This window comes from Streptomyces sp. NPDC005574, from assembly GCF_040605435.1.
Taxonomy (GTDB): Bacteria; Actinomycetota; Actinomycetes; order Streptomycetales; family Streptomycetaceae; genus Streptomyces.
Genome location: NZ_JBEXCW010000010.1, coordinates 135,948 through 159,491 on the forward strand (window position 1 = coordinate 135,948; position 23,544 = coordinate 159,491).

Here is a 23,544-nt window from a genome sequence, read left to right on the forward strand (position 1 = left end):
CCCCGACGATATCGCGTACCGTTGACGTCCGTCACCAACGCGATACGCTGCTTGCGCGAGCCCACCATGACGCCACCAGGCAAGGGGGCGCACCGCCATGAACGTCTCGGCCCACGTCGACACCTTCGCGCGCGACCACCTCCCGCCCCCGGACCAGTGGCCCGAACTCCGCTTCGACCTGCCGGAGCTGCGTTACCCGGACCGGCTGAACTGCGCCGCCGAACTGCTGCACGGCCCGCCCGACGACCGGCCCGCGTTCCTCACCCCCTCCGGCCCCACATGGACGTACGGCACACTCCGCGCCCAGGTCGACCGTGTGGCGCACGTGCTCGCCGGCGACCTCGGCGTCGTGCCCGGCAACCGGGTGCTGCTGCGCGGGCCCACCACTCCCTGGCTGGCGGCCTGCTGGCTGGCGGTGCTCAAGGTGGGCGCGGTCGCCGTCACCGTGCTGGCCGGGCAGCGCCCGCACGAGCTGAGCACGATGTGCGAGATCGCCCGTGTCCGGCACGCCCTGTGCGACGTCCGGGCCGTCGACGACCTCGCGAAGGCCGAGATACCGGGGCTGCGGATCACGACGTACGGCGGTGACGCCCCCGACGACCTGCTGCGCCGCCCGGCGCCCGACACGCCGTTCCCCGCCGTGGCCACCGCGTCCGACGACGTGGCGCTGATCGCGTTCACCTCCGGCACGACCGGCCGCCCGAAGGGCTGCATGCACTTTCACCGGGATGTGCTCGCGACCGCCGACACCTTCTCCACCCATGTGCTCGCACCCCATGTGGACGATGTGTTCACCGGCAGCCCCCCGCTCGGCTTCACCTTCGGCCTGGGCGGCCTGGTGATCTTCCCGCTGCGGGCCGGCGCCAGCGCTCTGCTCCTCGAGCAGGCGGGCCCCGACCGGCTGTTGCCCGCGATCGCGGAGCACCGGGTGTCCGTGCTGTTCACCGCGCCGACCGCGTACCGCGCGATGCTCGACCGACTGGACGCCCACGACACCTCCTCGCTGCGCCGCTGTGTGTCCGCCGGCGAGAACCTGCCCGCCGCCACCTGGCGGGCCTGGCACGAGCGGACCGGGCTGCGCATCATCAACGGCATCGGCGCCACCGAGCTGCTGCACATCTTCATCTCCGCCGCGGACGAACGCGTCCGACCCGGGACGACGGGCGTTCCCGTACCCGGGTGGGAGGCGCGGGTGCAGGACGCGGACGGCGCGCCGGTGCCCGACGGCCGGCCCGGGCTGCTCGCCGTGCGCGGGCCCGTCGGCTGCCGGTATCTCGCCGATCCCCGACAGCGCGTCTACGTCCGCGACGGCTGGAACATCACCGGGGACACCTACGTCCGGGAGGGCGACGGCTACTTCCGCTACGTGGCCCGTGCCGACGACATGATCATCTCGGCCGGGTACAACATCGCGGGCCCGGAGGTCGAGGACGCGCTGCTGCGCCACCCGGACGTGGTCGAGGCGGCGGTGGTGGGCCGGCCCGACGAGGCGCGCGGCCACGTGGTCGTGGCCTTCGCGGTGCTGCGGGCGGGCGCGCGCCGGGACGCCGAGGCGCTGCGGGCCTTCGTGAAGGCGGAGTTGGCGCCCTACAAGTGTCCCCGCGAGATCGTGTTCCTGGACGCGCTGCCGCGCACGGCGACCGGCAAGCTGCAGCGGTTCAGGTTGCGGACCGGTGTGACCAGCAGTGATGCCGACGACCTAAGATGATCAATGTGTCCGACCAGCATGCACCACGGTCTCTCATCGTCACGCTCTACGGCGCGTACGGCCGCTTCGTGCCCGGCCCGGTGCCCGTCGCCGAGCTGATCCGACTGCTGGCCGCGGTCGGGGTGGACGCGCCCTCCGTCCGTTCGTCGGTGTCCCGGCTGAAACGGCGCGGGCTGCTCACGCCGGCCCGTACGGCTCAGGGCGCGGCCGGCTACGAACTGTCGTCGGACGCCCGCCAGTTGCTGGAGGACGGTGACCGGCGCGTCTACGCCACGGCGGCGCCCGCGGACGAGGGCTGGGTGCTCGCGGTGTTCTCCGTGCCGGAGTCCGAGCGGCAGAAACGGCACGTGCTGCGCTCGCGTCTGGCGGGGCTCGGCTTCGGCACGGCGGCGCCCGGCGTGTGGATCGCCCCGGCCCGGCTGTACGAGGAGACCCGGCACACCCTTCAGCGGTTGCGGCTCGACCCGTACGTCGACCTCTTCCGCGGTGAACACCTCGGGTTCGCGGCGACCGCGGAGGCGGTCGCCCGCTGGTGGGACCTGGCCTCGATCGCCAAGGAGCACGAGGCGTTCCTCGACCGTCACGCGCGGGTGCTGAGCGACTGGGAGCGGCGGCCGGACACCCCGCCCGAGGACGCCTACCGCGACTACCTCCTCGCCCTGGACTCCTGGCGCCATCTCCCCTACACCGACCCGGGCCTGCCCGCTCACCTCCTGCCCCGGGACTGGCCGGGCGCCCGCTCGGCCGCCGTGTTCCGGGGGCTGCACGAGCGGCTGCGGGACGCGGGAGCGGCCTTCATGGAGTGCTGAGCGCGGGCGTCACCGAGCGGCCCCGACCGTCGTGACGTGGCTGCGTACGACTTCAAGTGCCCAGCGTGAGACGGGGTTTGGGCGCGTCCGTGCGTCCGGTCGGCGGGCGGCGGCTGCCCGCCCGGTACGGCACCGGCCAGACGACGCCCGGCCCGTCGTAGCCCTGCTCGGCCGCCGCGTGCAGCGTCCACTGCGGGTCGTAGAGGTGGGGGCGGCCGAGCGCGCACAGGTCGGCGCGGCCGGCCAGGATCAGCGAGTTGACGTCGTCCCAGGAGGAGATCGCGCCGACCGTGATCACCGGTGTGCCCGTGGCCTGCCGGATGCGGTCCGCGAAGGGCGCCTGGTACGACCGCCCGAACTCGGGGCGTTCCCCGGCCACGACCTGTCCGGTGGACACGTCGATCGCGTCGGCGCCGTGCGCGGCGAACGCCCGGGCGATCCCGACGGCGTCCTCGGCGCTGGTTCCTCCGTCGGCCCAGTCGGTGGCGGAGACGCGGACCGTCATCGGCCGCTCCCGCGGCCAGACTTCGCGGACGGCGTCGAAGACCTCCAGCGGGAAGCGGAGCCGGTTGGACAGCGGGCCGCCGTAGGCGTCGGTGCGCCGGTTGGTCAGCGGGGAGAGGAAGCCGGACAGCAAGTAGCCGTGGGCGCAGTGCAGTTCGAGCAGGTCGAAGCCGGCCCGCGCCGCCCGTTCCGCCGCCGCCGTGAACTGCTCTCGTATTTCGGCGAGTTGGGAGCGGGTCAGCTCGCGCGGGGTCGGGCTCCCCGGCTTGTACGGGATCGGGGAGGCGGCCACGAGCGGCCACGCGCCCTCGGTGAGCGGCTCGTCCATGCCCTCCCACATCAGCCTGGTGGAGCCCTTGCGTCCGCTGTGGCCGAGCTGCACACCGATCGCGGTGCCCGGCGCCCGCTCGTGCACGAAGCCGGTGATCCGTTCCCACGCCGTTGTCTGCTCAGCGGTGTAGAGGCCGGTGCAGCCGGGGGTGATCCGGCCGTGCGCGCTCACGCACACCATCTCGGTCATCACCAGTCCGGCGCCGCCGAGGGCCCGGGCGCCCAGGTGCACGAGGTGGAAGTCGCCGGGCACACCGTCCGTGGCCGAGTACATGTCCATCGGGGAGACCACGACCCGGTTGCGCAGCGTCAGTCCGCGCAGGCGCAGCGGCGTGAACATCGGGGGCGTGCCGGGCGGGCAGCCGAACTCCCGCTCCACGGCCTCGGTGAAGTGCGGGTCGCGCAGCCGCAGGTTGTCGTGGGTCACGCGGCGGCTGCGGGTGAGCAGGTCGAAGGCGAACTGGCGCGGTGGCCGGTCCAGATACGTCTCCAGGTCCTCGAACCACTCCAGGCTGGCGCGGGCGGCACGCTGCGTGGAGGCGACGACCGGGCGCCGCTCGGCCTCGTAGGCGGCCGCGGCCGCTTCCAGGGACGGCTGCTCCTCAAGACAGGCGGCCAGGGCGAGGGCGTCCTCGACGGCGAGCTTGGTGCCGGAGCCGATGGAGAAGTGGGCGGTGTGGGCGGCGTCGCCGAGCAGCACGACGTTGCCGTGCGACCAGCGTTCGTTGACCACCGTGCGGAAGGTGGTCCAGGCCGACCGGTGGGTGCGCAGGGGCCGGCCGCCGAGCGCGTCCTCGAAGATCTTGGCGCAGCGTTCGACGGACTCCCGCAGGGCGCCGGACCACACCCCCGGCTCCCGCTCACCGGATGCCGGTTCCTCCGGGGCCGCGAAGCCGGCCGCGCGCCACACCTCCTCCCGCATCTCGATGATCACGGTCGACGCGGCGGATCGAGGCGGCGGCTCGGACAGCCCCACGGAAGAGGAGGAGGAAGAGGAGGTGGGAGGGGCGCCGGTCGACGGGCGGGCGTACGGGTAGCCGTGCAGCTGCATCACGCCGTACTCGGTCTCGGCGATCTCGAACCGGAAGGCGTCGAAGGCGAAGTCCGCGGCCAGCCAGATGTAGCGGCAGCGGTGGGTGGCCACATGGGGCCGGAACACATGGGCGTACGCCTCACGGGTTGCGCTGTGCACACCGTCGGCGGCGACGACGAGGTCGTACGTCTCGGCGAGTGAGGCCGGGCGGGGCGCCTCCGAGCGGAAGCGCAGCTCGACACCGAGGGAGCGGCAGCGTTCATGCAGGATCTCCAGGAGCCGTCGCCGGCCGAGGGCGGCGAAGCCGTGACCGCCGGAGGTGTGTCGGACACCGCGGTGCACGACGTCGATGTCGTCCCAGCGCACGAACTCGGCGCGCAGTGCCTCGTACACCACCGGGTCGGCGTGCTCGATGCCGCCGAGGGTCTCGTCGGACAGCACGACACCGAACCCGAAGGTGTCGTCGGGTGCGTTGCGCTCCCAGACGGTGATCCGGCGGGCCGGGTCCAGGCGTTTGAGGAGGGCGGCGGCGTACAGGCCGCCGGGGCCGCCGCCGACGACCGCCACCCGCAGGGGCCGCCCGCCCCGGTCACCGGCCGCGCCGGCGCTCCGCACGGCTACCTCCCCCGCCACTTCGGCGGCCGCTTCGCCGTGAACGCCGCGTGGAACTCGGCGTAGTCCTCACCGTTCATGAGCAGGGCCTGGGTCGCGGCGTCCAGTTCGACCGCGGCCGCGAGCGGCATGTCCAGCTCCGCGGTGAGCAGCGCCTTGGTCTGGGCGTGTGCGAGGGCCGGGCCCTCGGCGAGGCGGCGGGCCAGTTCCCGGGAGCGTTCGTCGGCGCGGCCCTCCTCGGTGAGTTCGCTGATCAGGCCGATCCGCTCGGCCTCGGGCGCCCGGACCGGCTCGCCCAGCATCAGGAGCCGGGTGGCGTGTCCCAGGCCGACGACCCGGGGCAGCAGGTAGGCGGCGCCCATGTCGCCTCCGGACAGGCCGACGCGGGTGAACAGGAAGGCGAAGCGCGCGCTGGGGTCCGCCACCCGGAAGTCGGCGGCCAGGGCGAGGACCGCGCCCGCGCCGGCCGCCACCCCGTGCACCGCGGCGATCACCGGGAACGGACACTCCCGTACGGCCCGTACGACCTGCCCGGTCATCCGGTTGAAGTCGAGGAGCTGGGCGGTGTCCATGGACAGGGTGGCGCCGATGATCTCGTCCACGTCGCCGCCGGAGCAGAAGCCGCGCCCCTCGCCGGCCAGCACGAGGGCCCGTACGGCCCGCTCGCGGGACAGCTCGGCGAGCAGGTCGCGCAGGTCGGCGTAGGCGCCGAAGGTGAGGGCGTTGAGCTTGTCGGGGCGGGCGAGGGTGACCGTGGCGACACCGTCGGCGAGATCGAGGCGCAGGTGGCGCCAGCGCGGGGTGCGGGCGGCGGAACCGGCGAAGGGACTCATGACGTGCGGCCTCCTCGTGCGAGTGGCGGGCACTGCCGCACCGAGCCGTCGGTGCGGTGCGATGCGTTGCGCTGTTACCGCGCTGCGTTGCGTTGTGTCGTGGGGCGCTGTGTCGCCGTGTCGCGTTCCGTGCGCGGTCGAGCCTGGCTGAAGGCCCACCACCGGACTCGACTCCACGTCGAAGCTATCACTCATCCGTGACTGTCGTCACGAGTGCGCGATAAGTCTACGGATGCGGTGCACATGTCCGGCGACCCCACAGGGTGTCGGCGCATGTAGCCGGCGACCGCACGGGGGTCGGCGCACATGGGCGGCGGTTACACACCGTGGCCGCGCCGATGGGCGGAGGGCAGACACCCTGTCGGCGCACATGGACGGCGGCAACCTAGGGTCTCGGCGCACATGGACGGCAGCCACACAGTCCCGAGCGGCGGCCACGCGGTCCCGAGCGGCGTGAGCAGCGGCCACGCGGTCTCGGCGCACATGGACGGACGCCACACACACCGCATCCCGCCGCGGCGGAGACCGCGCCCGCGCGTGGTGTCTCGACGGGATCGCGCTCGGTCACATCCGTCACGGCTCGGCGATAGACCCGTAACGGCGGGAGCATCCGTGGGAGGCCGGTCGTTCACCCGGGTATGCCGCCTGCAACGGGGCCGACGGCCCCCGCGGCGCCCCTCCGACGTCCCCGCCGGACAGCGCCGTACCATTCATACGGTGGAAAGCAGGACAGCCTGCTCATGAACGGAACCGCCTTGCACGAACGCCCCTCCGCCTCCGCCTCCTGGCGCATCGCGCTGCCGCACACCGCCGCGGCCGTGCCCGTGGCGCGCGCTCTGGTGCGGACGGCGCTGGCCGAGCTGGAGCACGGCTCCGACTGCGACACCGCGGAACTGCTCACGGCGGAACTGGTCGCGAACGCCGTGGAGCACACCCACGGTGACACGCCGATAGAGCTCGTGGTGGAGCTGCTGCCGTCCGGTTGCCAGGTCGAGGTGCACGACGGTGACCCGCAGCCGCCCGGCAACCTCACGCGTCCGGCGGGCGGAGAGCCCGACCCCTGGCAGGAGCACGGCCGGGGCCTGTTGCTGATCCGCGCCCTCAGCTCGTCCTGCGGACACCGCCCCACCGGCACCGGCAAGGCGGTGTGGTTCCGTCTTCCGGTGGTCCCGCCGCAGCGCCACCCGGCGTGAACCCGCCGGTCAGCGGGCGAGGGTCGCGACGAGGATCGCCTTGATGGTGTGCAGCCGGTTCTCCGCCTCGTCGAAGACGACCGAGTGGGCCGACTCGAAGACCTCGTCCGTCACTTCCAGTGAGTCCAGGCCGTGGGTCTCGTGTATCTCGCGGCCGACCTTGGTGCCGAGGTCGTGGAAGGCCGGCAGGCAGTGCAGGAACTTCACGTCCGGGTTGCCGGTGGCGCGCAGGACGTCCATGGTCACGGCGTAGGGGCCGAGGGCCTTGATCCGCTCGTCCCAGACGGTCTTGGGCTCCCCCATCGAGACCCAGACGTCGGTGGCGACGAAGTCGGCGCCGTGCACCCCGTCCGCCACCGACTCGGTGAGCGTGATGACGGCACCGCTGTCCTCGGCCAGTGCGCGCGCCCTCGCGACGATCCCGGCGTCCGGCCAGTACGACTCGGGGCCGACGACGCGCACGTCCATGCCGAGCAGCGCGCCGGTGATCAGGTACGAGTTGCCCATGTTGAAGCGGGCGTCACCGAGGTAGGCGAGGGTGACGCCGTCCCGGTCGATGTCCTTGCCCGCGTGCTCGGCCATCGTGAGCACGTCGGCCAGCATCTGGGTGGGGTGCCAGTCGTCGGTGAGGCCGTTGTAGACGGGCACACCGGCGTGGGCCGCGAGCTCCTCGACCGCCGCCTGACTGTCCCCGCGGTACTCGATCGCGTCGAACATCCGGCCGAGGACCCGCGCGGTGTCGCGGACGGACTCCTTGTGCCCGATCTGCGAGCCGGAGGGATCGAGGTAGGTCGTCGAGGCGCCCTGGTCGGCGGCGGCGACCTCGAACGCGCAGCGCGTGCGGGTGGAAGTCTTCTCGAAGATCAGCGCGATGTTCCTGCCCCGCAGGTACTGCGTCTCGGTCCCGGCCTTCTTGGCGGCCTTCAGCTCGGCGGCCAGCGCGACCAGTCCGCGGAACTCGTCCGCGGTGAAGTCCAGCTCCTTGAGGAAGTGGCGGCCGGCGAGGGCGGTCGGGACAGTCGCCATGGGGGCGCTCCAGAGGTACAGGGACGAGGACGCTTGGAAGTCTATACGACCTCCAGAATTTCTATACACCCCCATGTCGGCGTGGGCGCCACCCCCCTCAGCCGTACGGGCCGTACGGCTACACGGCGTCCCGTTCCACCGGACAGCTCATGCAGCGCGGTCCGCCGCGGCCCCGGCCGAGTTCGCTGCCGGGGATCTCGATCACCTCGATGCCCTGCTTGCGCAGGTGCGTGTTGGTGGTGGCGTTGCGCTCGTAGGCGATGACGACGCCCGGTTCGACGGCCAGGACGTTGCAGCCGTCGTCCCACTGCTCCCGCTCGGCCGCGTGCACGTCCTGGGTCGCGGTCAGCACCCGGATCTCGTTCAGCCCGAGGGCGGCGGCGATCGCCCGGTGCATGTGCTCCGGCGGGTGGTCGGTGACCTTCAGCTCCTTCTCGCCGACGCCCGGTTCGATGGTGTACGAGCGGAGCATGCCGAGCCCGGCGTACTGGGTGAAGGTGTCGCCGTCGACCATGGTCATCACGGTGTCGAGGTGCATGAAGGCGCGCCGCTTGGGCATGTCGAGGGCCACGATCGTCCGCGCGGACCCGGCGGCGAAGAGCTTGTGCGCGAGCATCTCGACGGCCTGGGGGGTGGTGCGCTCGCTCATGCCGATGAGGACCGCGCCACTGCCGATGACGAGCACGTCCCCGCCCTCGATGGTCGAGGGGTAAACCGCCTGCCCCTCCGACCACACGTTGAAGGAGTCGTCGCGGAACAGGGGATGGTGCCGGTAGATCGCCTCGAAGTGGACGGTCTCGCGCTGCCGGGCCGGCCACCGCATCGCGTTGATCGAGACGCCGTCGTATATCCAGGCGGAGGTGTCACGGGTGAAGAGGTGGTTGGGGAGCGGGCCGAGCAGGAAGTCGTCGAGGTCCATGACGTGGAAGCGCACGGAGGTCGGCTCGGGGTGCGCGTCGAGGAACTCGCGCTTGGTCATCCCGCCGATCAGCGCCTCGGCGAGCTCCGCCGCGGGCAGGGTCTCGAACGCGGCCCGGAGGTGGTCGGTGGCGAGCGGGCCGTACTCCTTCTCGTCGAAGACGTGACCCAGGACGAGTGAACGGGCCGCCGGGACCTCCATGGCCTCGGCGAGCAGGTCGCCGAAGAGGTGGACGGCGACCCCGCGGTCGCGCAGCACGTCGGCGAACCCGTCGTGCTCGGCGCGCGCCCGGCGCACCCACAGCACGTCGTCAAAGAGCAGGGCGTCCTTGTTGCTGGGGGTGAGCCTCTTGAGCTCGAGGTCCGGCCGGTGCAGGATGACGCGGCGCAGCCGCCCGGTCTCGGAGTCGACGTGGAATCCCATGCCTCCATCCTGACCACCGATGCCCGGATTCACCCCCTGCTCTGGCGTTTCGCTTCTCTCTTCTTTTCGCACCCCCGCTTCTCGTCCTCTTGACGAGAAACAGCCCCCTCCGTTATCGTCGCGATGACGAAAAAGGGGAGAGGATCATGGCAGACATCACCCGGCGCCTGGGCCGGCGCCACCTGCGCGGCGCTCCGACGGCACACATCCGGCACCACCGCTCGGGCACACTCGTCCACGACGGCCCGGGGCTCAGTTTCTGGTTCCGGGCGCTGACCGCCGCCCTGTCCGAAGTGCCGGTCGACGACCGCGAGTTGGCGATGACCTTCCACGCCCGCACCTCCGACTTCCAGGACGTGGCGGTGCAGGCGACCGTCACCTACCGCATCGCGGACCCGGCGTTGGCCGCCGCCCGGCTGGACTTCTCCATCGACCCCGACACCGGGGTGTGGCGGGGCGCGCCGCTGGAGCAACTCGGCACCCTGCTCACCGAGACGGCGCAGCAGCACGCCCTGGACGTCCTCGCCCGGACACCGCTGGCGGCCGCCCTGGTCGACGGGGTGGCGGCGGTGCGCGAGCGCGTCGCGGCGGGTCTCGCGGCGGAACCCCGGCTGCCGGCCACCGGCATCGAGGTGGTGGCCGTACGGGTCGTGGCGCTGCGGCCCGAGCCGGAGGTGGAGCGGGCGCTGCGCACCCCGGCGCGCGAACAGATCCAGCAGGAGGCCGACCGGGCGACGTACGAGCGGCGGGCCGTGGCGGTCGAGCGGGAGCGGACGATCGCCGAGAACGAACTGGCCAGCCAGATCGAACTCGCCCGCCGCGAGGAGCAGTTGGTCGACCAGCGCGGTACCAACGCCCGGCGCGAGGCGGAGGAGCACGCGGCGGCCGACGCGGTCCGGGCCGAGGCGGAGGCGGCGCGCACGGTACGGCTGGCGGAGGCCGAGGCGGCCCGCGCCCTCGGTCTGCACCGCGCGGAGGCCGAGGGTGCGCGCGAACTCGGCGAGGCACGCGCCCAGGCCCAGGCGGCCTGGCTGCGGGTGCACGCGGACGCCGGGGTGGACGGCCTGGCCACGCTGCACGCGCTCACCGGGACCCGTCTGGCGGAGAATCTGCCGAACATCGACAGCGTGACCATCTCCCCCGACGTGCTGACCGGACTGCTCGCACGGCTGGGCGCGGGAGAGCGGACGTGAGTCTCGCCCCGCGGGTCGTCCTGGTCCATCGCACCACCGAGTACGAGGAGTTGGTGGCCCGGCACGGCACCCACGGACAGGCCGCCTTCTTCCTGTCCAGCCGCGGCCGGGACATCGAGGAGATCGCCGACCGGCACCGGCGGACCCGGCGGGCCCTGGCCGAGGTCGCCTCGGCCGTCCCGCTGACCTGGCGGCAGAGCCGGGTGGAACGGGCCGACCTCGACCGGTTCCTGTTCGCGCCGGAGGACGTGGTGGTCGTGGTGGGCCAGGACGGGCTGGTGGCCAACGCCGCCAAGTACCTCGCGGGGCAGCCGGTGGTGGGCATCGACACGGAGCCCGGCCGCAATCCGGGCGTGCTGGTGCGGCACCGGCCGGCGGACGCGGCGCGTCTGCTGCCGGCGGCGCACGCGTCCGGCACGCCGGTCGACGAACTCACCATGGTCGAGGCCGTCGCCGACGACACGCAGCGGCTGGTCGCGCTGAACGAGATCTACCTGGGCGCCCCCGGTCACCAGACCGCCAGATACCGCCTGGGCCTCGAGGGCGACGGGGGTGTCGTCGAGGCCCAGGCATCGTCCGGGGTGCTGGTGGGGACGGGCACGGGGGCCACGGGCTGGATCAGGTCCGTGTGGCAGGAGCGGGCCAGCGCCCTGCCGCTGCCCCGCCCCGCCGAGGCCCGCCTCCTGTGGTTCGTCCGCGAGGCCTGGCCGTCCCCGGCCACCGGCACGTCCCTGGTCGCGGGCGATCTGCCGGCCCGGGCGTCCCTCCACCTCACCGTCGAGTCCGAACGGCTCATCGCCTTCGGGGACGGCATGGAGCGGGACGCCCTGGAGCTGACCTGGGGCCAGACCATCCGGGTGGGGGTCTGCGGGGAGCGGCTACGGCTGGTGGGGTGAGGCGGGGGCGGGGGCGGGGGCGGGAGGCCCGTCGGTGACGGGACTCCCGCGCGAACTACCGCTCGCGGCCGTGCCTCCCGTAGGAACCACCCGTCACAGTCGGGGGTCCACCGGTTCGGATTCCAGGGCCAGCACCCCGAACACCGCCTCGTGCACCCGCCACAGCGGCTCACCCTCGGCCAGGCGGTCCAGTGCCTCCAGGCCGAGCGCGTACTCACGGATCGCGAGCGACCGCTTGTGGTTGAGGAACCGCTGCCGCAGCCGGGCCAGGTTGTCGGGGCGCGTGTACTCGGGACCGTAGATGATCCGCAGGTACTCGCGGCCCCGGCACTTGATGCCGGGCTGCACCAGGCGGCTCTGCCCTCCCCCACTCTCGGCTTCGCTCGAGCGGGGGGACCCCCGTCGCACCACCGCGCCGAGCGGCTTGACGACCATGCCCTCGCCGCCGCGGCCGGTCATCTCCAGCCACCAGTCGACGCCGGCCCGCACCGACTCTGGGTCGGCGGTGTCGACGTACAGGCGCCGGGTGGTGTGCAGCAGGCCGCTGCCGTCGTGCTCGACGAGCCGGTCGAGCAGCGCGAGTTGTTCGTCGTGGGGCACTGCGGCGAGGCTGCGGCCCTCGACCGCGAGGAGCTGGAACGGTGCCAGGCGCACGCCGTCCAGGCCGTCCGTGGGCCAGCAGTACCGGCGGTAGGCGTCGGTGAACGCGGCCGCCGCAGCGGCCCGTTCGCGCTGGCGTGCCAGCAGGTCCGACACGTCGACGCCGCGTGCCGCCGCGCCCTCCAGCGCGGCCAGGGCACCCGGGAACACCGCCCGGGAGGCGGCACCCACCGCGGCGTACTGACTGCGCAGCAGACCGGACGCCTTCAGCGACCACGGCATCAACTCGGCGTCCAGCAACAGCCATTCGGTGGCGAGTTCCTCCCACAGACCGGCTTCGCCGATCGCCGTGCGCAGGCGGCCGAGGATCTCCTCCGTCACGGCGTGGTCGTCGAAGAACGGCCGGCCGGTACGGGTGTACAGCGACCCGGTGACCCCTCCCCCGGCTCCGAACCGCCTGCGGGCCGTGTCCGCGTCCCGGCACACCAGGGCCACCGCCCGCGACCCCATGTGCTTCTCCTCGCACACCACCCGCGCCACCCCGTCCTCCCGGTACTGCGCGAAGGCCTCGGCGGGGTGCTCCAGGTAGCCCTCGACGCGTGAGGTGGCGGTCGGCGCCATGGTGGGCGGGAGGTACGGCAGCAGCCGCGGGTCCACCGCGAAGCGGCTCATGACCTCCAGGGCCGCCGCCGCGTTCTCCTCGCGGACCGACACCCGGCCCGCGTGCCGGGTCTCCACCACCCTGCGGCCGTGCACGTCGGCGAGGTCCAGCGGACGCCCGTCATGGCCGCCGGGCGCCTCGGACCGCAGCGGCCTCGCCGGTTCGTACCACACGCGCTGCGCCGGTACGTCGACCAGCTCGCGCTCCGGCCAGCGCAGCGCGGTGAGCTTGCCGCCGAAGACGGCGCCCGTGTCCAGGCAGATGGTGTTGTTGAGCCAGGTGGCCTCGGGGACGGGGGTGTGGCCGTAGACCACGGCGGCCCGGCCCCGGTAGTCCTCCGCCCACGGGTAGCGCACCGGCAGGCCGAACTCGTCGGTCTCGCCGGTCGTCTCGCCGTACAGCGCGTGCGAACGGACCCGGCCCGAGGTACGGCCGTGGTACTTCTCCGGCAGACCCGCGTGGCAGACGACCAGGCGGCCGCCGTCCAGGACGTAGTGGCTGACGAGTCCGTCGATGAACTCCCCGACCTGCTTGGTGAACTCCTCGCTCTCGCCCTCCATCTGCTCGATGGTCTCGGCGAGGCCGTGCGTGGGCTGGACCTTGCGGCCGCGCAGGTGACGCCCGTACTTGTTCTCGTGGTTGCCGGGCACGCACAGCGCGTCACCCGACCCGACCATCGACATCACACGGCGCAGCACACCGGGGCTGTCCGGGCCGCGGTCGACGAGGTCACCGACGAACACGGCGGTGCGCCCGGCCGGGTGGGTGCCGTCGACGTAGCCCAACCCGGCCAGCAGCGACTCCAGTTCGGCGGAGCAGCCGTGGATGTCGCCGATGATGTCGAAGGGACCGGTGAGGTGGGTCAGGTCGTTGAAGCGCTTCTCGGTGACGACGGTGGCGTCGTCCACGTCCGCCACCCCGCGCAGCACGTGCACCTTGCGGAAGCCCTCGCGCTCCAGGTGCCGGAGGGAGCGGCGCAGTTCGCGGATGTGGCGCTGGATGACCCGGCGCGGCATGCCGGCCCGGTCGGCGCGGGCCGCGTTGCGTTCGGCGCACACCTCCTCGGGCACGTCGAGCACGATGGCTATGGGCAGCACGTCGTGCTCCCTGGCCAGCTCGACCAACTGCCGCCGGGAGTCCTGCTGCACGCTGGTCGCGTCGATGACGGTACGGCGGCCGGCGGCCAGGCGCTTGCCGGCGATGTAGTGCAGGACGTCGAAGGCGTCCTTCGTCGCGCTCTGGTCGTTCTCGTCGTCCGAGACGAGACCCCGGCAGAAGTCGGAGGAGATGATCTCGGTGGGCTTGAAGTGCCGGTGGGCGAACGTGGACTTGCCGGACCCGGAGGCCCCGACGAGCACCACGAGGGAGAGGTCGGTGACGGGCAGGACCCGTCCGTTCCGCGTCTCGGTCATGCCGCCTTCGCCTCCTTCACAGAGAAAACCGCCATCTGGGTGGGCGGCCCCACCTCCGGGTCGTCCGGGCCGACGGGCACGAACTCCACGCCGTAGCCGTGCCGTTCGGCCACCGGTCGGGCCCACCCCTGGAACTCCTCGCGGGTCCACTCGAAACGGTGGTCGCCGTGCCGGACGTGCCCGGCCGGCAGGCTCTCCCAGCGGACGTTGTACTCGACGTTCGGTGTGGTCACCAGCACCGTCCGGGGGCGGGCCGCGCCGAACACGGCGTACTCCAGGGCGGGCAGCCGGGGCAGGTCGAGGTGCTCGATCACCTCGCTGAGCACAGCGGCGTCGTAACCCCCCAGCCGTTTGTCGGTGTACGCCAGGGAGCCCTGGAGGAGCTTGACGCGGGACGCCTGCCGCTCGCCCATGCGGTCCAGCTTCAGCCGCCGGGAGGCGATGGTGAGCGCGCGCATCGACACGTCGAGACCCACGATCTCGGTGAACCGCGGGTCCTTCAGCAGCGCCTGCACCAACTGGCCCTGTCCGCATCCGAGATCGAGGACACGGGCGGCGCCCGACGCGGTGAGCGCGGCGACGATCGCCTCCCGGCGCTGCACGGCGAGCGGGGTGGGCCTCTCCTCCGCCTCGGTCTCCGGCGCGACCGCGTTGTCGATCTCCTCGACCGCGCTGTCGTCGGCCTCGGCCAGCCGCACCAGTTCCAGGCGTTCCATGGCCTGCCGGGTCAGCGACCAGCGGCGGGACAGGAAACGGCTGGTGATCAGCTTCTGCTCCGGGTGGCCGGGCAGCCAGCCCTCACCGGCCCGCAGCAGCTTGTCGACCTCGTCGGGGGCGACCCAGTAGTGCTTGGCGTCGTCGAGGACGGGCAGCAGTACGTACAGGTGGCGCAGGGCCTCGGCGAGGGTCAGCGTCCCGGACTCCAGCACGAGGGACACGTACCGCGAGTCGCCCCACTCCGGGAACGCGGTGTCCAGCGCGACCGGTTCGGCCTCCACCGCCCAGCCGAGCGGTTCGAAGAGGCGCTGGACGAGCGCCGGGCCGCCGCGGGCGGGCAGCACGGGCACCTCGATGCGCAGCGGCAGCGGCCGCGCGGCCCGCTCGGGCCGGGAGGCGCACACCCCGCGCATCGCGCTGGAGAAGACAGCGCTCAAAGCCACGGCGAGCAGTGAAGAGGCCGCGTAGGGGCGGTCGTTGACGTACTGCGCGAGCGCCGCGTCGGGTGCGCCGCCGCGGCCCTTGCCCTTGCCCCGCCGGACCAGCGCCACCGGATCGACCTCCAGCAGCATTCCCGCGGTGCAGCGCTCGGCGTGGGCCTCGGGGTACAACACGTGAGCCGTGCCGTACGACGTCGAGAACGCCTGCGATTTGTCGGGATGCTTGTGCAGGAGAAACCCCAGGTCGGTCGCGGGACTCTCCGGGGTGCCGGTGGTCGAGATCGTCAGGAACATGTCCTGAGTCTCCCGGCGGACGTGCGCCATGACCAGTGGTTTTCACCGCGAGGTGGGGGTGTGGTGCGGCTCGGGTGGGGGCGGGGGCGAGCGGGCCCTGCGGGGCCGACGGTGGGCCCACCGGACCTGAGCTGGACCCGTACCGGACCGGGCGGCCGGACCGGAGGGAGCCGAGGACCGGCTCGCCGGACCCAGCCAGTGGGCCCGGCGGGGCCGAGGACCGGCTCGGGTCCGGTTCGCCGGACCCAGCCAGTGGGGCCGAGGACCGGCTCGCCGGACCCAGCCGGTGGGCCCGGCGGGGCCGTCGCGTCCGCCCGGCGTCCGCTACGACAGCTGGGACTGGACCTGGGAGGAGATCAGCTCCAGGTGGTCCAGGTCGTGCAGGTCGAGGATCTGGAGGTAGAACCGCCGGGAGCCGATCGCCGCGTACCGGCCGATCTTGTCCACGACCTCGGACGGCGTGCCGGCCAGCCCGTTGGCCTTGAGCTCGTCGACCTCGCGGCCGATCGCGGCGGCGCGGCGGGCGACCTCCTGGTCGTCCTTGCCGACGCAGACGACGAGCGCGTTGGAGTACGTCATCTCGTCGGCCCCGCGGCCGGCCTGCTCGACCGCGGCGCGGACCCGGCCGAACTGACGCTCGCTGTCCTCGACCGAGCCGAACGGCATGTTGAACTCGTCGGCGTACCGTGCCGCGAGCCGGGGGGTGCGGGTCGCGCCGTGGCCGCCGACGAGCACCGGGATCCTCGCCTGCGCGGGCTTGGGCAGCGCGGGCGAGCCGGTGAGGTCGTAGTGGGTGCCGTGGAAGTCGAACGTCTCGCCGGCCTTCGTCCCCCACAGACCGGTCACGATCGCCAGCTGCTCCTCCAGGCGGCCGAACTTCTCCTTCGGGAAGGGGATGCCGTACGCCTTGTGCTCGTCCTCGAACCAGCCGGCGCCCAGGCCGAACTCGATCCGGCCGCCCGACATCTGGTCGACCTGCGCGACCTGGATGGCGAGCACGCCGGGCAGCCGGAAGGTGCCGGCGGTCATCAGCGTGCCGAGCCGGATACGCCGGGTCTCGCGGGCCAGGCCGGCGAGGGTGATCCAGGCGTCGGTGGGACCGGGCAGGCCGTCACCGGACCCCATCGCGAGGTAGTGGTCGGAGCGGAAGAAGGCGTCGAACCCGAGGTCCTCGGTCGCCTTCGCCACGGCGAGCAGGGTGTCGTAGGTGGCCCCTTGCTGGGGCTCGGTGAAGATTCGAAAATCCATGCTTCCATCCTGCACGCCGCGGCCCCGGAGGGCCTCACCGGACCCTCCGGCCGCAGCGCGTCGCGCCCGGCTGGGCCGGGGGCGGCTGAGAGTCAGGGCCGCCCACCCACGTCCGGTCCCCGCGGGGCAGGCCGAGGAGACGAGGGCCGGGGCGGCCGGGCGTACGCCGGTGGTGGAGGCCGCCGAGAGCCCCGAGGCCCGCGGAGGCCGCCGGTGCGGATGGGGCGCGCGGGGGCCTAGCCGGCTTCCCGCTCCGGTAACACGGGCTGCGCGTCCGCCAGTTTGCGCAGCATCTCGCGGACCCGGTCCCTGGACTCGTCGGCCGCGTCGATGGCCTCCATGCACTGCCAGTACGTGCCCTCGTCGTCCACGGCGCAGGCCAGACCGACGAGGGCGATACCCACCTCGCCCAGCAGCCCGCCGAGGTACATGAGGGCCTGGCGGGCGTCGCCCAGGTCGGTCAGCTGGGCCGCGAGCAGGTCCTCGGTGTCCAGGTCCGGCCTGTCCAGCACACCGCAGCCCCTGCCCGCCAGCTCGGTCAACCCCAGTGCCTCACCGCGCAGTTCGGGCGGCCCGAAGACCGCCAGGCGACTGCCTATCGCTTGCGCGAGGGCCTGCGCCTGCCACACCTGGGTCATGACCTCCGGCGCGTCACTGGTGCCCACCAGCGCGCGTCTGCTCGTCACGATGAGCCGCACCGCATCCATGCGCTGCCCCCGTCTGTCGCGACGCGCCCACGGCACGTCCGCCCGAACTCCCGTGTTCACTACCCAGAGTGAGCTTCCGCACAGCGAAAAGCCAGAGGAAGACGGAAATTAACGGACAACAATTCGGTTTCGCCTCACGGTTCGACTGCGGAGAGTGAAAACGGAACGAATAGCTCCCTACGGCGCCGGAAACCGCCGCTCGTTCCGGTCGATCTTCGCGTCCAGCGCCGCGAGCGGATCGACCCCGAGCACGTCGCACAGTTGCAGCAGATACGCGAGCACGTCGGCGACCTCGTCCGCGACCCGGTGCGCGGTGTCCGGGTCGTCCATCACCCGGGCCGACTCCTCGGGCGTCAACCACTGGAAGATCTCGACCAGTTCGGAGGCCTCCACGCTGAGCGCGGAGGCCAGGTTCTTGGGGGTGTGGAACGGCTGCCAGTTCCGGGCCGCCGCGAACTCGGTCAGCCTGCGCTGGAGCTTCGCCACATCGAGAGGTTCGGTCACGGTTCCAGGTCTACCACCGTGATCCCGTCCGCCGCGGCGGCCCACGACGCGTCGCTCACCGTACCGGCGAGACGGATGTGCCCGCGTTCGCACATCCGGGCCGCGAGCCGCAGCAGTTCACCCCGCTGACCCGGGTCCAGCCCCCGGTCGAGCCCGTCGGCGAGGACGGTGAGCGTCTGCAGCGCGGCCGGCACCTCGCCCGCCGGGTCGACGTCCAGCACTCCAGGACCGGTGAGCAGGACGAGCGACAGCGCCAGGTACCTCAACTCGCCCTCGCCGAGCCGCCCCAGCGCCGTACGCACGCCGTCGCCGCGGTCGAGGACCGCCCGTACCGTCCCGTCGCCGAGCGGTTCCGCACGCACGTCGGTGACCGGCCCCGCGCAGCCGGCGCGGACCGCGGCGACCAGCACGGCGTGCCGGCGGCCGCACTCCGCGCGGGTGCGCCACAGGACGTCGGCAAGGTTGTCGCAGCCGCCGAGCAGCCGGCCGGACCCCGACGGCACGGGAGCGCGCATGCGTTCCGGCCGCGGATCGCAGGGGAACACGGACCGCAGGGCGACCACCATCTGTTCCGCCGCGGCCAGTACCCGCCGTTGCCCCTCCGTCTTCCCCGCCACGCGCAGCGGGAGCAGCGGGGTGCCGAGGCGGTCGTCCGGCAGCGGGGCGCGGGTGACCGGTGACGATCCGGCGGTGTACCAGGCCGCCTGGACGCTGCGGCGGCCCGGATCACGCAGGGCGGTCTCCAGGAGCACCAGGCCGTCGACCGTCAACCGCTCCCCCACCACCCGCAGTTCGGGTTCGGCCTGGACGGCGACGTCGAGCCGGACCGAGCCCTCGGGGCCGTCGGCCGTGCAGCCGATGCGGAAGCCGCGGCGGCGCTGGACGTCGGGCCGGGCGCGTTCGGGCACGCAGGCGCCGGGATCGGGGAACACCTCGGCGAGGGCCGCGCCGCCCCCGAGTCGGGCGAGTGCCTCGTACGCCGTGAGCGCGGTCGTCTTGCCGGAGCCGCTGGGTCCGGCGAAGAGGGTGAGCGGCCCGAGCGGGAACCGGGCACCCCGGTGCGCGGCGAAGGCGGACAGCCGCAGCTCGGTGAGCCGCGGCAGCACGGGCCGCCTGGTCGTCCCCGGAGGCGGCGAGGCACCGGCGGGACCGGGTGGGGGGCCGGCGAGGTGCGGAAGGCCGGGGGAAGCGGACGTGGCGTCGTCGTCCGCCGCGGCGCCGGTTGAAACGGCGCGGCCAGCCAGCGGGGAGCCGTCCGTGGCGGGGGCAGCCACCGGGAGTCGGTCCATGGCGGGGGCAGCCACCGCGAGTCGGTCCATGGCGGGGGCAGCCACCGCGAGTCGGTCCATGGCGGGGGCAGCCGCCGCGGGGCCGTCGGTGGCAAAGCTGGACGCTGAGGATCCGGACGCCGCGGGAGCGGACGGGGAGGAGAAGGCGGAGGACACGGTCATATCCGGACGGTAGGACTCCGCCGCCGGACGAACCGTTCCTCCCCGGAGACCTTCCTACGATCGGGGGACCGGTCTCACACGCCGGGCACGCCCGCTCCCTCCATCAGCCCCGTCACCTCGGTGTCGGAGGGCGTCAGCAGGAACACGTTGCGGTCGACGCGGTGCATCCCGCTCGCCAGGCCGAAGACGACGCCCGTACTGAAGTCCAGGACCCGCTTGGCGACCTCGGTCTCCGCGGTGGTCAGGTCGAGCAGCACGGGGATGCCCGCCATCAGCGTCTCGGCGACCTCGCGGGCATCCGCGAACACGTTGATCCTCAGCACGACGAAACGGCGCCGGGTCTCGGTCTCCGCGTCCGGCAGCGCGCGGTGGCCCACCGCGGACGGCCAGGCGTCCCGGCCCCGCAACGGAACGACCTGGGCGAGTCCCTCCCACTGCTCGTCGGTGACGTCGTAGCTGTTCACCGGTTTCCCCCGACCTGACTCGCGTTCATTGCCTGCACCGGGCAATTCTTACGCCAAGTCACCCGTTCAGCCCAACACCGACACGGTCGGCCACCGTCACAACGACGGGAACCCCGCCCGGTTCCAGCCGGTACAGCCCCCTTCTTACCCCTCTCACACCGGACTCTTCTCCTCCCCCGACAGCCCGCTCACCCCACCCGCCTACGGTCCGGAGTCGTGCACGTGGCGAAAACGCAGCCGGTGACACCCGGCAGGCGCACCCAGTCGGCGGTGTCCGCCGACCCGGAACCCCCCGCCCAGTGGCATCGCGTCCTGACCCTGCTCGCCGACATCAGTCTCTTCATCGGGACACGGTCGGTGTGGGCCCGGGCCGCCGAACACCGGCTGCCCGTGGCCGCGGTCATCTCGGTCTGCTATGCCTCGATCCTGGTCTGCGGGGTGCTCGCGCTCGTGGTGCGCCGGACCCGGTCGCTCGCGCGGCTCGACCTGTGCGTGCTGATCACCGCCCTGACGCTCGCGCTGTGCGCCTGGGTGCTCTACCACAAGGGCTCCGACGAGGCGCTCCTCACCACCCAGGCCGCCCGGGAACTCGCCGCCGGGCACGCCGTCTACGGGCATCCCTGGCCCTGGCTGTTCGGGCACGGGGTCGCCGTCACACCCACGGTCAGCGGCGGCTACGACTACACCTACGGCTATCCGCCCCTCGCACCGCTGCTGACCGCGCCCCTGCTGTGGCTGGGCCACGGCGCCACCCCGGCCACGGCGGTGAGCACGGGCGCGCTCCTGGCCGGCACGGTCGTGCTGTGGCGCCTGCTGCCCGTGCCGTGGCGGCCGGCGGCGACCATGGTGTGCCTGGGCTTCGCGATGCTGCCCACCTACGGCCGGCTCGGCTACCCGGCGATCCTCGCGATGGCCCTGCTGGTGCCGGTGGTGGTGCGCTGGCCGCGGATCGGGCGGGGCGGGCGGCTCGGCCCGGCGGGTGTCGCGCGGGCCGCCTGCCTGGGCGCCGCGTGCGCCGCGCAGCAACTGCCGTGGTTCCTCGCGCCGTTCCTGCTGGCCGGCGTCTACGCGGTGCGCCGCGGCGAACTGGGCGGACGGGCCGCGGCGGGGGTCCTCGGGCGGCTGGCCGGTGTCGCCGGTCTCGTCTGGCTGCTGATCAACACCTATTTCGTCGTCAGTGAGCCCGGCCGCTGGCTCGGCGGCGTCGCCCTGCCGCTCACGCAGGGCGCGACGCTGCACGGACAGGGCCTGATCGGCGTCTCGCTCTACTACACGAACGGCAGCGACCGGCTCGACTGGTACGGACACGCGAGCCTGCTGCTGGCCGCCGGTCTCCTCGCGGTCTTCGTGCTGTTCGTACGGCGGTTGGGGCCGGCGGCGACCGTGCTGCCCTGGTGCGCCTTCTATCTGGCGACCCGTTCCCAGGACGGGTACTACCTGATGATGACGCCCCTGTGGCTGGCGGCCGGCATCACCGCGCCCCCGGCGGAGTTCGCCGGCGCGTGGCAGCCGCGGTTCCGCCGGCTGTCCGGCCCGCACGGCCGACCGGCGCGGGTCGCCGCCGTAGTGCTCCTGCTCCTGCCCGCGCTGGCGAGCGCGGCCCTGGCGGCGTCGGGGACACCGCCTCTGCGCATGCGGGTCCTCGCGGTACGACGGGTTTCGGCGACCGCGGTCTCCCGGCTGACCCTGCGGGTCACCAACACCGTCGGCAGCACCCTGACGCCCCACTTCACGCTCACCGCCGGGCAGGGCATGGACCCGTACTGGTCGGTGCTTCGGGGCCCTGCCGCGCTGCCCGCCCACAGCACGGCCCTGTACGAACTCCGGCCGCCCGACGGCAGATACCACGTTCCCCGGGCCGGCGCCCGGGTGCGGCTCCGTGCCTTCACCCCGGCACCGCAGACGCTGTCGAGCGCCTACGTGCGGTTCCGGCCCGACGATTCGCACCGCAGCACCGGGTGAGGCCAGGCCGGGGTACGTCGGCGCAGGTCGGCGTGGGTGTCGGGTGCCCGGGGGCCGGGTGGGCACTGGTCCGGGGGCCGGGTCCGGGGACCCGGGGTTGGGGGGCGGGTCAGGGCACCCGGGGCCCGGGGGGCGGGTCAGGGCACCCGGGGGCGTGGGGGGCGGGTCAGGGCACCCGGGGGCGTGGGGGGCGGGTCAGGGCACCCGGGGGCGTGGGCTTCGGGTCGGCTCAGGCGGCCGTCTTGGTGAAGCGGAGGGTCGTGGCGACCGTCGTCAGCCCGCGGATCATGCCCAGTTGGTTCCAGTTCAGACCGAACTGCTCCCGGTCCACCGTCACTTCGGCCTCCAGGGTGAAGCCATTTGCGTCGGCCGCGCCCAGTCGGCCGGTGAAGGAGAGTGGCCTGCCGACGCCACGCACGGTCAGCTGACCGACGACGTGCACGGCGTCCCCGTCCCGGAGTTCGGCACTGCCGACCGCGAAGGTGATCTCGGGGTGGTGGTCGGCATCGAAGAAGTCGGCGGAGCGCAGGTGCTTGTCGCGCTTGGCGTTGCCGGTGTCCAGGGAGGCGACATCCAGGGTCACGGTGCCCACGGCGGACCCGTCGGGGCGGACCTCGCCCTGGCCGGCGATCGCGGCGAACGCGCCCTTCACGGTGACGAGACCCCACATCGTCCGGTGCCTCAGGGCGACCGTGGACGCGCTCGGGTCGAGCTGCCACAGGCCGGTTTCCACAGCGACGGTCATGATCTTTCTCCTGCTCTCGTTCTTCGTACAAATTTGGATGACCTCACGCTAGTGCGTCATCCAAATCTGGACAACCCCCTCATCCAAAATTGAACAACAGGTACACTCGAACCATGGCTGATCCCGACGAGCACGCCACCGACCTGCCCGAATGTCCTTCCGCGCAGGGCGGCGGACTCCTGCCGCCGGAACTGCGGGCGTGGATGCTGCTGGTGGGTGCCACGGGGGCGGTGGAACAGCAGCTGCGTTCCGTGGTCAAGGAACGGCTCGACGTCTCCCACGACGAGTTCCTGATCCTGTGCCTTCTGGCCGAGCAGCCCGGAGCGGGCCTGCGCATGACCCGGGTCGCCGAACTCCTGGGCCGCCCCAAGACCCGGCTCACCTACCAGATCGCCTGCCTCCAGCACGCCGGGCTCGTCACCCGCAGGTCGGTGTGCGGCGACAAGCGGGGCGTCGAGGTGGCCCTCACCGACAAGGCACGCCGGCTGCTCACCGACGCCTCCGGTGCCCTCGCCGAGACGGTCACCCGCGCCCTGGCCCAGTCCGTCGGCCCCGCCCAACGCGAGGCGGTCTGCGGCCTGTTGCCGGACCTGGCCGGGGAGAACAGCGGGGCGTGAGGGGCCGGGTGTTCCGGTCCCGTCAGCCGTCGCGGGCGGTGCGGGTGTACGACGGCGACGGTCTCGGTGGCGGCGGTGAGGGTGGCGGCGGCCGGTCAGGGCGTGGGCGTGGGCTTCGGCAGGGTCGTGAGCGCGGGCGTCGGCTTCGGCCAGTGCAGCAGGCCCTCCGCGAGGACGAGCCCGCGACGGGCGGTGCGAAGTGAGCACGCCCACGCAGGACCTCGCTGACTGGTTCGCGGCCGT

General features: G+C 73.0%; 19 protein-coding genes. 7 read left to right on the forward strand and 12 right to left on the reverse strand.

What is annotated here, in order from left to right:
- The first annotated feature begins 97 nt into the window (after window positions 1-97).
- Together ABZT03_RS10270 and ABZT03_RS10275 are read left to right on the forward strand one after the other, a co-directional pair.
- Window positions 98-1,708, forward strand: a complete 1,611-nt coding sequence (locus ABZT03_RS10270) for an AMP-binding protein (protein ID WP_356036250.1) — start codon at window positions 98-100, stop codon at window positions 1,706-1,708.
- The gene (locus ABZT03_RS10275; protein WP_356036253.1) at window positions 1,705-2,517 is read left to right on the forward strand and encodes a PaaX family transcriptional regulator C-terminal domain-containing protein; all 813 of its coding nucleotides are present in this window, start codon (window positions 1,705-1,707) and stop codon (window positions 2,515-2,517) included. Before ABZT03_RS10270 ends, ABZT03_RS10275 begins: the two co-directional genes overlap by 4 nt.
- A gap of 52 nt (window positions 2,518-2,569) precedes the next feature.
- Here ABZT03_RS10275 and ABZT03_RS10280 read toward each other — a convergent pair whose 3' ends face one another.
- Window positions 2,570-4,999, reverse strand: a complete 2,430-nt coding sequence (locus ABZT03_RS10280; protein WP_356036256.1) for an FAD-dependent monooxygenase — start codon at window positions 4,997-4,999, stop codon at window positions 2,570-2,572.
- A gap of 2 nt (window positions 5,000-5,001) precedes the next feature.
- The gene (locus tag ABZT03_RS10285; RefSeq protein WP_356036259.1) at window positions 5,002-5,829 is read right to left on the reverse strand and encodes an enoyl-CoA hydratase family protein; all 828 of its coding nucleotides are present in this window, start codon (window positions 5,827-5,829) and stop codon (window positions 5,002-5,004) included.
- A 740-nt stretch (window positions 5,830-6,569) separates the two neighbouring features.
- On the opposite strand from ABZT03_RS10285, the gene ABZT03_RS10290 reads away from it, so the two are divergent.
- Entirely contained in the window at window positions 6,570-7,022 is a 453-nt protein-coding gene (locus ABZT03_RS10290) for an ATP-binding protein (RefSeq protein ID WP_356036261.1), read from the forward strand.
- 9 nt (window positions 7,023-7,031) lie between these two features.
- Here the strand turns inward: ABZT03_RS10290 and argF are convergent, their stop codons facing one another.
- Together argF and ABZT03_RS10300 are read right to left on the reverse strand one after the other, a co-directional pair.
- Complete coding sequence (gene argF, locus ABZT03_RS10295; RefSeq protein ID WP_356036264.1) at window positions 7,032-8,048, reverse strand: ornithine carbamoyltransferase; 1,017 nt, start codon at window positions 8,046-8,048, stop codon at window positions 7,032-7,034.
- A 118-nt stretch (window positions 8,049-8,166) separates the two neighbouring features.
- Window positions 8,167-9,390 (reverse strand): arginine deiminase, encoded by a 1,224-nt coding sequence (locus ABZT03_RS10300; RefSeq protein ID WP_356036267.1) that lies wholly within the window; start codon window positions 9,388-9,390, stop codon window positions 8,167-8,169.
- Between the two features lie 146 nt (window positions 9,391-9,536).
- Here ABZT03_RS10300 and ABZT03_RS10305 point away from each other — a divergent pair, with 146 nt between their 5' ends.
- Complete coding sequence (locus tag ABZT03_RS10305; protein ID WP_356036270.1) at window positions 9,537-10,583, forward strand: SPFH domain-containing protein; 1,047 nt, start codon at window positions 9,537-9,539, stop codon at window positions 10,581-10,583.
- A complete protein-coding gene (locus ABZT03_RS10310) occupies window positions 10,580-11,479 on the forward strand; it encodes a hypothetical protein (protein WP_356036273.1) in 900 nt (299 codons plus the stop codon). Before ABZT03_RS10305 ends, ABZT03_RS10310 begins: the two co-directional genes overlap by 4 nt.
- A gap of 93 nt (window positions 11,480-11,572) precedes the next feature.
- Here ABZT03_RS10310 and ABZT03_RS10315 read toward each other — a convergent pair whose 3' ends face one another.
- The 7 genes from ABZT03_RS10315 to ABZT03_RS10345 form a co-directional block, all read right to left on the reverse strand.
- Entirely contained in the window at window positions 11,573-14,152 is a 2,580-nt protein-coding gene (locus tag ABZT03_RS10315; RefSeq protein ID WP_356036275.1) for a polynucleotide kinase-phosphatase, read from the reverse strand.
- Complete coding sequence (locus ABZT03_RS10320) at window positions 14,149-15,603, reverse strand: 3' terminal RNA ribose 2'-O-methyltransferase Hen1 (protein ID WP_356036278.1); 1,455 nt, start codon at window positions 15,601-15,603, stop codon at window positions 14,149-14,151. Before ABZT03_RS10320 ends, ABZT03_RS10315 begins: the two co-directional genes overlap by 4 nt.
- Window positions 15,604-15,927: 324 nt before the next feature.
- Window positions 15,928-16,851: an LLM class F420-dependent oxidoreductase gene (locus ABZT03_RS10325; RefSeq protein ID WP_356036281.1), complete on the reverse strand. Its 924-nt coding sequence runs from the start codon at window positions 16,849-16,851 to the stop codon at window positions 15,928-15,930.
- Between the two features lie 236 nt (window positions 16,852-17,087).
- A complete protein-coding gene (locus ABZT03_RS10330) occupies window positions 17,088-17,558 on the reverse strand; it encodes a DUF6099 family protein (protein WP_356036284.1) in 471 nt (156 codons plus the stop codon).
- 177 nt (window positions 17,559-17,735) lie between these two features.
- On the reverse strand, window positions 17,736-18,062 hold the full coding sequence (locus tag ABZT03_RS10335; RefSeq protein ID WP_356036287.1) for a nucleotide pyrophosphohydrolase: 327 nt from the start codon (window positions 18,060-18,062) through the stop codon (window positions 17,736-17,738).
- Window positions 18,059-19,351, reverse strand: coding sequence for an ATP-binding protein (locus ABZT03_RS10340; RefSeq protein ID WP_356036307.1), 1,293 nt, complete (start codon window positions 19,349-19,351; stop codon window positions 18,059-18,061). The genes ABZT03_RS10335 and ABZT03_RS10340 overlap by 4 nt, the downstream gene beginning before the upstream one ends.
- Window positions 19,352-19,587: 236 nt before the next feature.
- Complete coding sequence (locus ABZT03_RS10345; RefSeq protein ID WP_356036289.1) at window positions 19,588-19,977, reverse strand: cell division protein SepF; 390 nt, start codon at window positions 19,975-19,977, stop codon at window positions 19,588-19,590.
- A gap of 270 nt (window positions 19,978-20,247) precedes the next feature.
- Between ABZT03_RS10345 and ABZT03_RS10350 the strand changes: the two genes are divergently transcribed.
- On the forward strand, window positions 20,248-21,939 hold the full coding sequence (locus ABZT03_RS10350; RefSeq protein ID WP_356036310.1) for a hypothetical protein: 1,692 nt from the start codon (window positions 20,248-20,250) through the stop codon (window positions 21,937-21,939).
- A 229-nt stretch (window positions 21,940-22,168) separates the two neighbouring features.
- On the opposite strand, the gene ABZT03_RS10355 is transcribed toward ABZT03_RS10350, so the two are convergent.
- Window positions 22,169-22,684 carry a YceI family protein gene (locus ABZT03_RS10355; RefSeq protein ID WP_356036292.1) on the reverse strand — a complete coding sequence of 172 codons (516 nt, stop codon included), beginning with the start codon at window positions 22,682-22,684 and terminating at the stop codon, window positions 22,169-22,171.
- A 113-nt stretch (window positions 22,685-22,797) separates the two neighbouring features.
- Between ABZT03_RS10355 and ABZT03_RS10360 the strand changes: the two genes are divergently transcribed.
- Entirely contained in the window at window positions 22,798-23,301 is a 504-nt protein-coding gene (locus ABZT03_RS10360; protein ID WP_356036294.1) for a MarR family transcriptional regulator, read from the forward strand.
- Window positions 23,302-23,544 lie beyond the last annotated feature (243 nt).